The following is a 13,172-nucleotide window of genomic DNA, read 5'->3' on the forward strand; positions in this document are numbered from 1 at the left end:
TGTTGTTGCTGCTGATGGTGGGCCCACCACTTCCGCCCGTGCTAGGGCAGTCGCAGCAGCAGCGATCCGTTGCAGGCGACGAGGCCGGTGCCCGGTGCGCGCCGCACCGCATGGCCGCCGGTGAAGGCGGAGAACGCGGGCAGCACGGTCATGCGGGGTTGCAGCCAGAACACCGGATGCCGGCCGGCACCCGGCAGGCGCAGCACCGGATGCACGTGGCCGCAGATGACATGCGCGTTCGCGTCCGCGGCGTCGGGTGGCGCGTGGCGGAACACGAACGGTGGTTCGAGGGTGTCTTCGGCGATGACGTCCACGCCGGCGATGCCGGCATCGAGTGCGCGGTCGTGGTTGCCGGGGACGACGCCGAACGCGACCTTGCCGTGCGCGTCGCGCAGCGCGCGCCAGGCTGCGTCCACCGCGGCGTGGCGCCGTGCGTGCAGGAAATCGCCGAGGATCCACAGCGCGTGCGCGCCGGTCGCGCGCAGCAGCGCATCGATCCGGCGCAGGTCATGCGTGGTGCCGCCGGTGGGCACCGGGATGCCGGCCGCGCGGAAGGTGTCGCCCTTGCCCAGGTGCAGGTCGGCGATCAGCAGGCGCTGCTCGCGCGGCCAGTACAGCGCGCGGTCGGCCAGCAGTTCCATCGGCTCGCCGGCGATGTCGATGCGCAGCGACTCAACCATGGCGACGCTCCAGTCGCTCGGCCGCGCGCTGCACGCGCGTGCGCCAGTCCTCGCTGCTGTGCGCGCCACGCATGAACTCGGCCCACAGCGGGAACGACAGCGGGGTCAGGCTCTTCGGCCGTTGCAGCACGATGCGTTGTGCATGGCAGCGTGCCAGCACATCGGCCAGCGCGCGCACGTCGAGCTGCGCCTCGAACACTTCGCGCGATGCCTGCTGCAGCAACAGGTGGCCCGGGTCGTGCTGCTGCAGCACGTCGTACAGCAGACCGCTGGAGGCCTGCAGCTGGCGCATGCTGCGCACGGCGCGTCCAGGCAGCGAGGGCGGCAGCAGGCCGGCGACGCGCGCGATGTCGCGGAACTGCCGACGCTCCAGCTCGCCGACGTTGGCGCCGGCCTGCAGGTCGTCCAGCAGGCCATCGGGTGACAGCAGCGCGCGCAGGGTGTCGACATCCATGCTGGTGTCGCTGCGTGCGGTGATGGCGACGCCATAGTCGTTCACGGCGAAGGCAAAGGTATTCGGTGCCAACCGGCTCCAGCGCAGCGCCAGCAAGGCGCCGAGGCCTTCGTGCACCAGGCGCCCGGCGAACGGATAGACGAACAGGTGCCAGCCTTCGCGGGTCTTCGCGAACTCGGCCAGCAGCGTGCCGGGCGAGGGCAACGCCGACAGGCGCTCCTGCAGCGCCAGCAGTGGCCCGAGCGCGTGCAGTTCCGGGCCTTGGCGTGGCCCGGACAGGACCTTGGCGACACGGGCGCCGAGTGCGGTCGACATCGGCATGCGTCCGCCCTGCCAGCGCGGCACGATGCCGTTTGGCTTGCCGGCGATGCGCACGTACGCGGTCATGTCCTGCAGCCGCACCAGTTCCAGCGTGCGGCCTGCGAACTGGAAGCGGTCTCGCGGACGCAGCCGCGCAAGGAAGCTTTCCTCCACGCTGCCCAGGGTGCCGCCACGCATCAGCTTGACCTGCAGCGCGCCGTCGCTGGTGATGGTGCCGATCGACAGCCGGTGGCGCAGTGCGATGCGACGGTCGTGCACGCGGTACAGGCCATCTTCGTCGCGCACCACGCGCAGGAACTCGGGGTAGTGCTGCAACGCCTCGCCGCCCTGCACGACGAAGGCGAGCACCGCGTTCCACTGTGCATCGGTGAGCGCGGCGAAAGCGTGCGTGCCGCGGACCTCGTCGCGCAGCGCATCGGCATCGAAGCCGCCGCCCAGCGCCAGGGTGACGCAGTGCTGCGCCAGCACGTCCAGCGACAGCGTGGGCGGCGGTCGCGCTTCGATCTCGCCATCGGCCAGCGCCTCGCGCACGGCGGCGTACTCCGCGAGTTCGAGGGCATGCGTCGGCACGCACACCACGTGGCCGGCCTCGCCCGGACGATGGCGGGCACGGCCCGCACGCTGCAGCAATCGCGCCATGCCCTTCGGGCTGCCCAGCTGGATCACCTGGTCGACGGCGGGGAAATCCACGCCCAGGTCCAGGCTGGAGGTGGCGACCACGCAGCGCACACTCCCGTCGCGCAAGCCCTGTTCGACGGCGGCGCGCAGTTTCGGGTCGAGCGAGCCGTGGTGCAGCGCCAACTTGGCCGGATCGTCCAGCCACACCGACGACAGCGCGCGATGCCACAGCTCGGCCTGCGAGCGTGTGTTCGCGAACAGCAGGGTGGTACGCGCGGCATCGAGTTGTGCAGTGACGCGCTGCACCTGCGACAGGCCGACATGGCCGGCCCAGGGGAAGCGCTCGCCGCCTTCGGGCAGCAGCGTCTGTACCGTCAGCGAGCGCGGTTTCGCGGCATGCAGGATCGGTGCGTCCCCGACATGCGGCAGCAGCACGTCGCGGGCCTGCTCGAGGTTGCCGAGCGTGGCCGACAAGCCCCAGATGCGCGCGTCCGGCGACCAGCCGCGCAGGCGTGCCAGGCACAGCTGCAGCAGCACGCCGCGCTTGTTGCCCAGCAGTTCGTGCCATTCGTCCACCACCACCACGCGAAGGCCGGAGAGCTGCGCCCGCGTGTCGGGATAGCTGAGCAGCAGGGCCAGCGATTCGGGCGTGATCACCAGCGCGTCGGCGCGGCCCTGTCGGGCCAGCCGCTTGTCGCGCGAACTCGCATCGCCGGTGCGCATCGCCACCGTCCAGTCGAGGCCCAGTGCGGCGATGGGCTCGCGCAGGGCGCGCACGCTGTCGTTGGCCAGTGCCCGCAATGGCGTGATCCACAGCAATCGCGTGCGTGCCGTCGTCGCCGCCTTGCGCCGGGTGCGCGTCGCGGCCTTGTCGCCTTCGGCCAGCGCTTCCAGCAGCGGGCCGCCCAGCGCGGCGAGCGTCTTGCCGCTGCCGGTGGGCGTGACCAGCAGGCCGGACTCGCCCTTGCGGTAGCGGCGCCAGGCCTCGCGCTGGAACGGCGCCGGCGACCAGCCCTGGCGATCGAACCAGGCGGCCAGCGGCGCGTCGAACCGCGTACGCGCCGTCATCGCGCCAGTGCCTTCAGCGTCTCCAGCCGGTCGGCTTCGGCCATCGGCTTGTCATGGCGCCAGCGCAGGATGCGCGGGAAACGCACGGCGATGCCGGACTTGTGCCGGCTGGAGCGATTGACGGCTTCGAAGCCGAGCTCGAAGACATGGTGCGGCTGCACCGAACGCACCGGGCCGAAGCGTTCCAGCGTATGGGCGCGGATCCAGCGGTCGAGCTGCAGGATCTCCTTGTCGTCCAGGCCGCTGTAGGCCTTCGCCACCGGCACCAGCGTGTCGCCGTCCCACAGCCCGAAGGTGTAGTCGGTGTACAGCGTGCTGCGCCGACCGTGGCCCGACTGCGCGTACAGCAGCACGGCATCGATGGTCAGCGGATCGATCTTCCACTTCCACCAGTCGCCGCGCTTGCGGCCGGACTGGTAGGGCGCACTGGCACGCTTGAGCATCAGGCCTTCCACGCCGCGTTCGCGGGCGTCGCCGCGCAGGGCCGCCGCGTGCGTCCAGTCGCGTGCGTCGACAAGCGGCGACAGCGTGATGCCGCAGTCCGGCGACGCGGCCAGCACTGCGTCGAGTGCGGCACGGCGTTCGTGTTGCGGGCGTTCGCGCCAGTCTTCGCCGTCCAGCTCCAGCAGGTCGTAGGCCTGCATCCGTACCGGCGTGTCGGCCAGCGTCTTCGGGCCGGGCTTGCGGCGTTGGATGCGTGTCTGCAGCGCGGTGAACGGCATCGGCCCGGCGTCGCCCTCGCGCCATGCCAGCAGTTCGCCGTCCAGCACGCAGTCGCGCGCGAGACGCGAGGCGCCGGCTTCGATCTCGGGGAAGCGGCCGTCCAGCCGTTCCTCGCCGCGCGACCACAGTGCGACTTCGCCATCGCGGCGGATCAGCTGCAGGCGGATGCCGTCCCACTTCCACTCCAGCAGCCAGTCGTCGATCGGGCCGAGTGCGCGCGCGACGGCATCGGGATCGTTGGCGAGCGCAGGTGCGGTGTCGTCGTCGCTGGTGTCGTCCGCGGATGATGTGCCGTCGACAACGCCCGCGCGCAACACCGCCTCCAACGGCGTCGCGAGGAAGAACGGATAGGGCTGCTGCCGGTCGGTCGGCAGTTCCTGCGGCGACAGCAGTTGCTCGAGGAATTCCGGCGTTGGCGTCCACGCGCCCAGCATGCGTTGCGCGATGCGCGCGATGTCGATGCCGCTCATCTCCGCCAGCGCCTGCTGCACCAGCCGCTGCGACACGCCCACGCGCAGCGCGCCGGTCAGCAGCTTGTTGAACACCAGGCGCTCGTCGAAGGCGAGGCCGCGCCATGCCTGCAGCACCACCTCGCGACGTACCTCGACCTCCTGGTTGGCGACCGGCAGCAACCGCGCCTCGATCCAGTCGGCCAGCGCGATGTCCTCGCCGGGCGTAACAGGGTCGTCGAGCAGCAGCGCCAGCGTCTCGGCCAGGTCGCCGACCTGGTCGTAGCTGTCGTCCACCAGCCAGTCGGGCAGGGCGGAGGCCTGCGCGATCCATTCGCGCAGCTCGCGCGTGGTGGCGATCTTCTTCCTCGCGCCGGCCACCTTGCCGCCGGCCAGCAGGTGCAGCGCCCAGGCGGCATCGCGCGGCGGCGCGGCGCGGAAGTAGCGCACCAGCGCCGCGCGCTTGTCGAGCGTGGCGGTGCTGCGGTCGAGTTCGCGATAGAGCGCGGCGAAACGACGCATCAGTCTTCGCCACCGAAATCGGTGCGGAACGCGCCGGCATCGATGCCGTCCTCGCGCAGCGCGCGCACGATGGCATCGGTGTTGCCGTGCGTGGCGATCACGCGCGACGCGCCGGTCTCGCGCACGGTGCGCATCAGGTCCGGCCAGTCGGCATGGTCGGACACCACGAAGCCGCGGTCGTAGTTGCGGCGGCGGCGATTGCCGCGGATCCGCATCCAGCCCGAGGCGAAGCCGGTCTGCGCGCGGCGGAAGCGACGCATCCATGCGCTGCCGGCGGCGGAGGGTGGCGCCAGCACCAGCTTGCCGGCGAAGTCGGCGCCCTTGGCCTGTTCGGACACCGGTTCGGTGGCCAGCATCGGGATGCCCGCCTGCCGATAGACGTCCACGCCCGCGGCGATGGCGCCGTGCAGCAGTGCCGGCGCGTCGGTGTGCGCCGCCAGTTCCGCCAGCACGCGCTGCGCCTTGCCCAGCGCGTAGCAGAACAGCACCGCGGCCACGCCTTCCGCCGCGCAGGCATCGCGCCACTCGACGATCTCGCGCGCCACCTCGCGCGTGTCCGGCCAGCGATACACCGGCAGCCCGAAGGTCGCCTCGGTGATGAAGGTGTCGCAGGGAACCACTTCGAACGGCGCGCAGGTGGGGTCGGGCTGGCGCTTGTAGTCGCCCGAGGCGACCCAGACCTCGCCCGCCACCTCCACGCGGACCTGCGCCGAGCCGAGCACGTGGCCGGCGGGGTGCAGCGATACCTTCGCATCGCCGAGCGTGAACGACTCGCCGTGCGCATGCGCGTGGTACTGCTGCCGGCCCAGCCGCCACTGCAGGATCGGCAGGCTGCCGTGCGTGCAGTGGTACTCGGCCATGCCGGTGCGCGCGTGGTCGCCGTGGCCATGCGTGATGACCGCGCGCGGGACCGGGCGCCAGGGATCGATGTGGAAATCGCCGCGCGGGCAGTACAGGCCTTCGGGTCGCAGCTGGATCAGGTCGCGGTTTGGCGTCGGCATCGTCATCGCGGGTCGAGGCGAGCCGACGGCGGCGCGGGCGCGGCCCGCACGAGGTCCGACGGCGATCAGCGCGGCCCGGCATCCCCCGAGACGAGGCTGCGGAACGTCAGCTCCGACAGCGCTGTCCAGGCCGGGTGCGCATGGCGCGCCATCGGTCGCGGTGCATCGCAGTCCCAGCCCAGCACCTCGCCGTCGGGCGATTCGGTGACGGGCACGCCGTCGACCAGCGCGAACAGCGTGCCGACGGGAAACGCTTCGGGAAGCAGGGGAGTGCGCATGCCGACATCATCCAGTGGCCTGGCGCATAGGCTGAGACTGGCGCCGTGGTGCCGGCGTGAGCATGGCCGGCAGGCCGCTGGGCCGCGGCGCGGCGACGTCTACTTCCGGGCGGCGGGCTTGCCGGTGTCGCCGTGCAGGGTCAGCAGCGATTCCATCAGCTGTTCGTCGGCACTGGAACACACGCCCAGCAGCAAGGCTTCCTCGCATCCCGGCGCGGCGAGGTAGGCGTGGCCCATGTTGGAGTCGATGTACACGCCTTCGCCGGCCCGGAGCACGATCGGGTCGTAGAACTCGGTATGCACCTCCACCGCGCCTTCGATGACGTGGATGTACTCCTCGCCACTGTGCCGCACCAGCTCGCCGAACTGCGCCAGGGTGGTGGCGCGCACGCGGGTCAGCACCGGGATCATGCGCTTGCGGCGCAGCTCGGTGCACAGGTAGTAGTAGTCGTAGTTGGGCGTATTGACGCGCACGCCGTCCTCGATGCGGGCGATGCTGCGGCGCGCGGTGACTTGCGGCTCGCTGCTGGCGTCGGGTTCGGCGAACAGCTCCGACATGCGGAGATTGAGCCGCTGGCTGATCTGCAGCAGCTTGTCGTAGGTCAGGCTGAGCCGGTCGTTCTCCACCTTCGACAGCGTGGACAGCGGGATGCCGGTGCGCTCGCTCATTTCCTTCAGCGTCCAGCCGTTGCGCGCGCGCAGGGCCCGCAGCAGGCTGCCGATGGTGGGGTGTTGCGCTGTCATGCGCCGGTGACTCCTGTCGGGCCGGGACGTGGGGTGCCTGCATCTTGCCGAGGAACCACGGCACTGACCAGCCCGGGTTGACAATTTTCTGATCAGGATCATTATGGCCCGAATAGGCCCTTCGCCGGTTTGGCAGGGCGGGCGCTGCACCGGATTGCCGGGGGCATGGCGCCGTAACGCACACCCTGGGAGAGCCGTGATGCGCCTGTCCGTCGTCCTGTCCGCCGCCGCCGCGGCTGCCCTCGCCCTGCTGTCGGTGACGCCACAAGGCGCGGCGCGGCAGCTGGTGCCGCCGCTGCCGGAGGAAACCGCCGTCGCCGATGCCACCGCCGCGCCCGAGGCCCCCGTGGTCGACGGCGTGCCGGTGCTGTCGCGCGCCGACGCCGAGGCCTGGCTGGATGGCTTCATGCCCAACGCGCTGGCCAGCGGCGACCTCGCCGGCGCCGTGGTGGTGCTGGTCAAGGATGGCGAGGTGCTGCTGCAGAAGGGCTACGGCCATGCCGACCTCGAAACCCGCGCACCGGTCGATCCCGATAACACGCTGTTCCGGCCCGGCTCGGTGTCGAAGCTGTTCACCTGGACCGCGGTGATGCAGCTGGTCGAGCAGGGCAAGGTGGATCTCGACGCCGACATCAACACCTACCTCGACTTCGAAGTGCCGCCGGTCGACGGCACGCCGGTCACGATGCGCCAGGTGATGACCCACACCGCCGGTTTCGAGGAGCAGATCCGCGGCCTGATCGGCCACGACATCGACGACGTGGTGCCGCTGGGCGAGGCGCTCAAGCGCTGGGTGCCGCGCGGCATCCATGCACCGGGCAGCACGCCGGCGTATTCCAACTACGCCACCGCACTGGCCGGCTACGTGGTCGAGCGCGTCTCGGGGCAAAGCTTCGACGACTACCTCGACCAGCACATCTTCGCCCCGCTGGGCATGCGTTCGTCCAGCTTCCGCCAGCCCTTGCCCGACGCACTGCTGCAGCGCATGTCGAAGGGCTATGCGCGTGCGTCGGACGGCGAGGTGAAGCCCTACGAGTTCATCAGCCTGGCGCCCGCTGGCAGCCTGGCGTCCACCGGTGCGGACATGGCGCGCTTCATGATCGCGCACCTGCAGCGCGGCGCGTACGGCGACGCGCGCATCCTGTCTGAAGCCACGGCCGAGCAGATGCACGGCACCGGGCAGGCCTCGGTGGGGCCGCTGAACCGGATGATGCTCGGCTTCTACGAGACTACAGTGAACGGTCGCCGCGCGATCGCGCATGGCGGCGACACGCGCTGGTTCCACAGCGACCTGCAATTGTTCCCGGACGATGGCTTCGGCGTGTTCGTGTCGATCAACAGCACCGGCAACGACGGCGCCACCCATCGCCTGCGTGCAGCGCTCACGCGCGGACTGGTCGATCGCTACCTGCCGGGCCCCGGTCCGGAAGACACCGGCATGGACGAGGCGACCGCACGCGAGCAGGCCGCGCAGATCGCCGGCAGCTACGCCAGCAGCCGCCGCCCGGACAGCAGCCTGCTGTCGCTGGTCGGCTTGCTGGGCCAGGTGAAGGTGGTGCCCAACGACGATGGCACGATCACCGTGTCGATGCTGCAGGGCGCGTCGGGCGCGCCGAAGAAGTGGCGGCTGATCGCGCCCTATGTGTGGCAGGACACCACAGGCAACGACCGCCTTGCCGCCGAAGTCGTGGACGGGCGCGTGGTCCGCTTCAGCGCCGAGCCCTATGCCGCGATCATGGTCTTCGACCGCATCACCGGCTTGCACGTGGTGGCGCTGCCGCTGCTCGTCGCCAGCCTGCTGGTACTGCTGCTGACCGTGTTTGCATGGCCGGTGTCGGCGCTGGTGCGCCGCTACTATCGCGTGCCCTACGCGCTGCAGGGCGCGGATGCACGCGCGCATCGCCTGATCCGCATCGTCGCGCTGCTGGTGTCGCTGGCGGTCATCGCCGCGTTCGGCCTGGTGGTCTGGATGATGGCGGACTTGCCGCGGCTGGGCGCCTCCAGCGATGGGCTGGTCAACCTGGTGCGCCTGTTCGCCACCGTGGTGCTGCCGCTGGGTGCGCTGGCGTCGCTGTGGAATGCATGGCAGGTGCTGCGCAGCCGCCGTCGCGTGTGGGCCAAGCTGTGGAGCGTGCTGATCGCACTGGCCTGCCTGTTCCTGCTGTGGCTGGGCTTCGCCTACCACCTGTTCGGCTACGGCGCGTACTACTGATCGCTGCACGGCCGGTCGCGTGCGCGACCGGCCTTCCTCCACTTACCTGTCATGAAAGGAGCACGCGTGCCTGCCGTGCCGGTCCAGCTCGAGCTGCACAACGAACCCCTGCCGATGTCGGCGCCGTTCCGCATCGCCGGCCACGTGTTCGAGGCGATGCCGGCGACCGTGGTCACCCTGCGCGACGGCGCGCTGACCGGTCGCGGCGAAGCGGCCGGCGTGTACTACAACGACGATCATCCCGACACCATGATCGCGACGCTGGAAGCATTGCGCGAACGCATCGAGGCCGGGCTGGACCGCGACACGCTGCGTACCCTGCTGCCCGCCGGCGGCGCACGCAATGCGCTGGACGCCGCGCTATGGGAACTCGAATCGAAGCGTAGCGGCCTGCCCGTGTGGCAGCTCGCCGGGCTGGACGGCGTGCACCCGCTGCTGACCACCTTCACCGTCGGCGCGGACGATCCCGGAACGATGGCCGCACGCGCCGACGCCTACGTGCAGGGCCCGATGCAGGCGCGCGCGCTGAAGCTGAAACTCACTGGCGACGCGGCACTCGACAGTGCGCGGCTGCACGCGGTGCGCGCGCGCTGCCCGGGGCAGTGGATCGGCGTGGACGCCAACCAGGGCTACGACGGCAATACGCTGCCGCAACTGCTGCCTGCCTTGCGCGACACCGGCGTGGCGCTGCTGGAGCAACCGTGCGTGCGCGGTCGCGAGCGTGAACTCGATGGCATCGCGCGCGCGATGCCGTTCGCCGCCGACGAAAGCATCCTCGACCTCGCCGAACTCGAGGCGCGGCACCACCGCTTCGACGTGATCAACATCAAGCTCGATAAGTGCGGCGGCCTCACCGAAGGCCTGCTGATGGCGCGGCGCGCGCGCGAACTGGGCAAACAGGTCATGGTCGGCAACATGTGCGGCACCAGCCTCGCCGCGGCACCGGCGTTCGTGCTGGGCCAGCTGTGCGACGTGGTCGACCTCGACGGCCCGACCTTCCTGAAACAGGACTGCACGCCCGGCGTGGTCTATCGCGATGGCCATGTCACCTGTCCCGAGAACGTCTGGGGCGCAGCGGCCACGACATGACGCCGCCCGTCGCCACCTCGCTGGTCCCGGCCGACAACGCCTTCGCGCTGCTGGCGGTGTTCTTCCTGCTGGCGGCGGTGGGTGCGGGACTGGAGAAGACGGCGGTCGGCCGCCGCGTGTCCGGGGTGATGGTGGTGATCGCGCTGGCGATCGCGCTGGCGCACTTCAACGTGATCCCGTCGTCGGCGCCGGTGTACGGCGTCATCTGGACCTGGCTGGTGCCGCTGGCGATCGCGCTGTTCCTGCTGCGCGCGGACCTGGTGGGCATCGTCATCGAAGGTGGGCGCACCCTGGTCGCGTTCCTGTTCGGCGCGGCCGGCGTGGTGGCCGGTGCCTGGCTCGGTGCGCGCCTGCTCGACCTGGGACCGTTCGAGGCCGAGTACGCCGGCGTATTCAGCGCCACCTACATCGGCGGTTCGCTCAACTACGCGGCCGTCGCCGAAGCCGTCGGTTTCCGCGATCCGTCGGCGCTGGCGACCGGCGTGGCCATCGACAACGTGGTCGGCTTGGGCTACCTGCTGCTGGTGGGTGCGGCGGCGACGTGGTCGGTGTTCCGCAGTCGCTTCGCGTGGCGTGCGGAGCTGCTCGAAGGCGGTGCCAGCGACGCGCCCGAAGCGCAGCGCGCGCCGACGATCATCGACCTGTCGCTGGCACTCGGGCTGGCGGCGCTGGCTTGCGCCGGCGGCATGGCGATCGCGGCACGGCTGGGGCAGGCCCCTTACGCCATCCTCTACATCACATTGCTGATGGTGGCCATCGCCACGCTGGGCCGGCGCTGGCTGCAGGCGATCGCCGGGCCGGAACTGGCGGCGATGCTGTTCATGTACCTGTTCTTCGCGATGCTCGGCGCGGGCGCGGACCTTGGCGCGATGGCCGGCGCGGCGCCTGCGCTGTTCGCCTACGTGCTGGTGATCTTCGCGGTGCACGTGGTGTTCATCCTTGCCGGGGCGCGGCTGTGCCGGCTCAACCATGGCGAAATCGTCATCGCGTCCACGGCCTGCATCGGCGGTCCGCCGATCGCCATCGCGTTCGCGGTGCTGTTCGGCTGGCGCCGGCTGGCGGTACCGGCGGTGGCGACCGGCGTGCTTGGCTACGTGCTGGGCAACTTCGTCGGCATCGGCCTGTACGAGGTGGTCGGCGGATGAGCGCCGCCAGACCCTGGGCACGCCGCAACCTGTTTGCCTTCAATGGGAGCACGCACATGCACCGACCGACCACTGGCCTGCTGACGGCCGCCCTGATCGCCGCGCTCTCCGCGTGCACCGCCACGCCAATCGCGGCGGAAGACGACAGCCACTACGACCTGCTGATCCGCAACGGCGCGGTGTACGACGGCAGCGGCGCGCCGCCGCAACGGGTGGACGTGGCCGTACGCGGCGACCGGATCGCGGCACTGCTGCCCGCCGGCAGCGAAGCAACCGCCGGGCGCGTGCTCGACGCCCGGGGCCGCGCGGTGTCGCCCGGCTTCATCAATACGCTGAGCTGGGCGACCGAATCGCTGATCGAGGACGGCCGCGGGCTCAGCGATACCAAGCAGGGCGTCACCCTGGAGATCTTCGGCGAGGGCTGGTCGATGGGTCCGGTCAATGCCGCGATGAAGGCCGACGCACTCAGGCAGCAGGGCGACATCCGCTACGACATCCCGTGGACCACGCTGGGCGGTTACCTGGAATTCCTGGAGCAGCGCGGCGTCACGCCCAACGTCGCCTCCTTCATCGGCGCCACGACCGTGCGCATCCATGCGCTGGGCGAGGACGACGTGACCCCGACGGCGGAACAGCTCGCCGGCATGCAGGACCTCGTGCGCGAGGCGATGCGCGAAGGCGCGCTGGGCGTCGGCAGTTCGCTGATCTATCCGCCGGCCACCTTCGCCAGCACCGACGAACTGATCGCGCTGGCCAGTGCCGCCGCGGAAAGCGGCGGTGGCTATGTCTCGCACATCCGCAGCGAAGCCGACCGCTTCCTCGAAGCGCTGGACGAAACCATCGCCATCGCCCGCGCCACCGGGCAGCGCGCCGGCGTGTACCACCTCAAGGCCGCCGGCCAGCAGAACTGGCCGAAGATGGCGCAGGCCATCGCCAGGATCGAAGCCGCGCGCGCGGAAGGGCTGCAGGTCAGTGCCGACATGTACGCCTATCCCGCGGGTGCGACCGGGCTGACCGCCAGCCTGCCGCCGTGGGTGCAGGCCGGCGGGCACGACGCAATGGTTGCGCGCCTGCGCGATCCCGCGATCCGCGCCCGGGTGCTGGCCGAGATGCGCGACCCGGCGGTCGATTGGGAGAACCTGCGCCTGTTGGCCGGTTCCGACGACCGCCTGCTGCTGATCGACTTCCGCAACGAAGCACTGAAGCCGCTGGCCGGACGCACCCTGGCCGACGTGGCGCGCGAACGCGGCGCCAGCGCCGAGGACACGCTGATCGACCTGGTCCTCGAGGACGACTCGCGCGTGGGCGCGGCGTACTTCCTGATGAGCGAGGAGAACGTCGAGCTCGGGCTGAAGCAGCCGTGGGTGACGCTGGGCTCGGATGCCGCGTCCTCGGCGGCCGAGGGCGTGTTCCTGAGGTCGAGCGCGCACCCGCGCGGCTACGGCAATTTCGCGCGCTTCCTGGGCCACTACGTACGCGATCGCGGGCTGATGCCACTGGAAGAGGGCATCCGCCGCCTGACCGGCCTGCCGGCGCGCTACTGGAAGCTGCGCGACCGCGGCTGCCTGCAGCCGGGCTGCCATGCCGACATCGTGGTCTTCGACCCGGCCACCATCACCGACCACGCCACCTTCGACCGTCCGCAGCAGTACGCCAGCGGCGTCCACGACGTCTTCGTCAACGGCGTGCAGGTCCTGCGCGACGGCGAGCACACCGGCGCCACCCCGGGTCGAGTCGTCCGCGGGCCGGGCTGGACGGGGCAGGGTGCCGACGCCGCCATCGACTGACGCACTCAGGATCGTGAATTTCCGAATGAGTTGACAATTCTCTGATTAGGACGATGATGCCTGATCAGGACGTTCCTGCCC

At 70.6% G+C, this 13,172-nt stretch carries 10 protein-coding genes; 4 read left to right on the plus strand and 6 right to left on the minus strand.

Translation table 11 applies throughout. The features are described 5' to 3' along the window. Positions 1-41: 41 nt before the first annotated feature. The 6 genes from pdeM to E2F46_RS03175 form a co-directional block, all read right to left on the minus strand. Entirely contained in the window at positions 42-680 is a 639-nt protein-coding gene (gene pdeM / locus E2F46_RS03150) for a ligase-associated DNA damage response endonuclease PdeM (RefSeq protein WP_133320714.1), read from the minus strand. After that, positions 673-3,141 carry a ligase-associated DNA damage response DEXH box helicase gene (locus E2F46_RS03155; protein WP_133320715.1) on the minus strand — a complete coding sequence of 823 codons (2,469 nt, stop codon included), beginning with the start codon at positions 3,139-3,141 and terminating at the stop codon, positions 673-675. Before E2F46_RS03155 ends, pdeM begins: the two co-directional genes overlap by 8 nt. Next, positions 3,138-4,835, minus strand: a complete 1,698-nt coding sequence (locus E2F46_RS03160; protein WP_133320716.1) for an ATP-dependent DNA ligase — start codon at positions 4,833-4,835, stop codon at positions 3,138-3,140. Before E2F46_RS03160 ends, E2F46_RS03155 begins: the two co-directional genes overlap by 4 nt. Next, positions 4,835-5,836 carry a ligase-associated DNA damage response exonuclease gene (locus E2F46_RS03165; RefSeq protein ID WP_133320717.1) on the minus strand — a complete coding sequence of 334 codons (1,002 nt, stop codon included), beginning with the start codon at positions 5,834-5,836 and terminating at the stop codon, positions 4,835-4,837. Before E2F46_RS03165 ends, E2F46_RS03160 begins: the two co-directional genes overlap by 1 nt. A gap of 65 nt (positions 5,837-5,901) precedes the next feature. Further along, complete coding sequence (locus tag E2F46_RS03170) at positions 5,902-6,114, minus strand: hypothetical protein (RefSeq protein ID WP_133320718.1); 213 nt, start codon at positions 6,112-6,114, stop codon at positions 5,902-5,904. A gap of 99 nt (positions 6,115-6,213) precedes the next feature. Beyond that, positions 6,214-6,858, minus strand: coding sequence for a helix-turn-helix domain-containing protein (locus E2F46_RS03175; RefSeq protein ID WP_133320719.1), 645 nt, complete (start codon positions 6,856-6,858; stop codon positions 6,214-6,216). Positions 6,859-7,057: 199 nt separating this feature from the next. Between E2F46_RS03175 and E2F46_RS03180 the strand changes: the two genes are divergently transcribed. Genes E2F46_RS03180 through E2F46_RS03195 form a run of 4 tightly spaced genes read left to right on the plus strand, consistent with a single transcriptional unit; the run spans position 7,058 to position 13,091 of the window. Continuing rightward, positions 7,058-9,070, plus strand: a complete 2,013-nt coding sequence (locus E2F46_RS03180) for a serine hydrolase domain-containing protein (protein WP_133320720.1) — start codon at positions 7,058-7,060, stop codon at positions 9,068-9,070. A gap of 51 nt (positions 9,071-9,121) precedes the next feature. Further along, positions 9,122-10,159 carry a dipeptide epimerase gene (locus E2F46_RS03185; RefSeq protein WP_133320721.1) on the plus strand — a complete coding sequence of 346 codons (1,038 nt, stop codon included), beginning with the start codon at positions 9,122-9,124 and terminating at the stop codon, positions 10,157-10,159. Continuing rightward, the gene (locus E2F46_RS03190) at positions 10,156-11,304 is read left to right on the plus strand and encodes a DUF819 family protein (RefSeq protein ID WP_207949508.1); all 1,149 of its coding nucleotides are present in this window, start codon (positions 10,156-10,158) and stop codon (positions 11,302-11,304) included. Before E2F46_RS03185 ends, E2F46_RS03190 begins: the two co-directional genes overlap by 4 nt. A gap of 56 nt (positions 11,305-11,360) precedes the next feature. Then, positions 11,361-13,091 (plus strand): N-acyl-D-amino-acid deacylase family protein, encoded by a 1,731-nt coding sequence (locus E2F46_RS03195; protein WP_133320722.1) that lies wholly within the window; start codon positions 11,361-11,363, stop codon positions 13,089-13,091. The last annotated feature ends 81 nt before the right edge of the window (positions 13,092-13,172 follow it).

This window comes from Luteimonas aestuarii (assembly GCF_004357985.1).
Classification (GTDB): Bacteria; Pseudomonadota; Gammaproteobacteria; order Xanthomonadales; family Xanthomonadaceae; genus Luteimonas; species Luteimonas aestuarii.

Excerpts from the sequence above, each read along its gene's own strand:
- E2F46_RS03155 (WP_133320715.1), bottom strand. The coding sequence starts at position 3,141 with ATGACGGCGCGTACGCGGTTCGACGCGCCGCTGGCCGCCTGGTTCGAT.
- E2F46_RS03165 (WP_133320717.1), bottom strand. The coding sequence starts at position 5,836 with ATGCCGACGCCAAACCGCGACCTGATCCAGCTGCGACCCGAAGGCCTG.
- E2F46_RS03185 (WP_133320721.1), top strand. The coding sequence starts at position 9,122 with ATGAAAGGAGCACGCGTGCCTGCCGTGCCGGTCCAGCTCGAGCTGCAC.
- E2F46_RS03180 (WP_133320720.1), top strand. The coding sequence starts at position 7,058 with ATGCGCCTGTCCGTCGTCCTGTCCGCCGCCGCCGCGGCTGCCCTCGCC.
- E2F46_RS03170 (WP_133320718.1), bottom strand. The coding sequence starts at position 6,114 with ATGCGCACTCCCCTGCTTCCCGAAGCGTTTCCCGTCGGCACGCTGTTC.
- E2F46_RS03175 (WP_133320719.1), bottom strand. The coding sequence starts at position 6,858 with ATGACAGCGCAACACCCCACCATCGGCAGCCTGCTGCGGGCCCTGCGC.
- E2F46_RS03190 (WP_207949508.1), top strand. The coding sequence starts at position 10,156 with ATGACGCCGCCCGTCGCCACCTCGCTGGTCCCGGCCGACAACGCCTTC.
- E2F46_RS03195 (WP_133320722.1), top strand. The coding sequence starts at position 11,361 with ATGCACCGACCGACCACTGGCCTGCTGACGGCCGCCCTGATCGCCGCG.
- pdeM (WP_133320714.1), bottom strand. The coding sequence starts at position 680 with ATGGTTGAGTCGCTGCGCATCGACATCGCCGGCGAGCCGATGGAACTG.
- E2F46_RS03160 (WP_133320716.1), bottom strand. The coding sequence starts at position 4,835 with ATGCGTCGTTTCGCCGCGCTCTATCGCGAACTCGACCGCAGCACCGCC.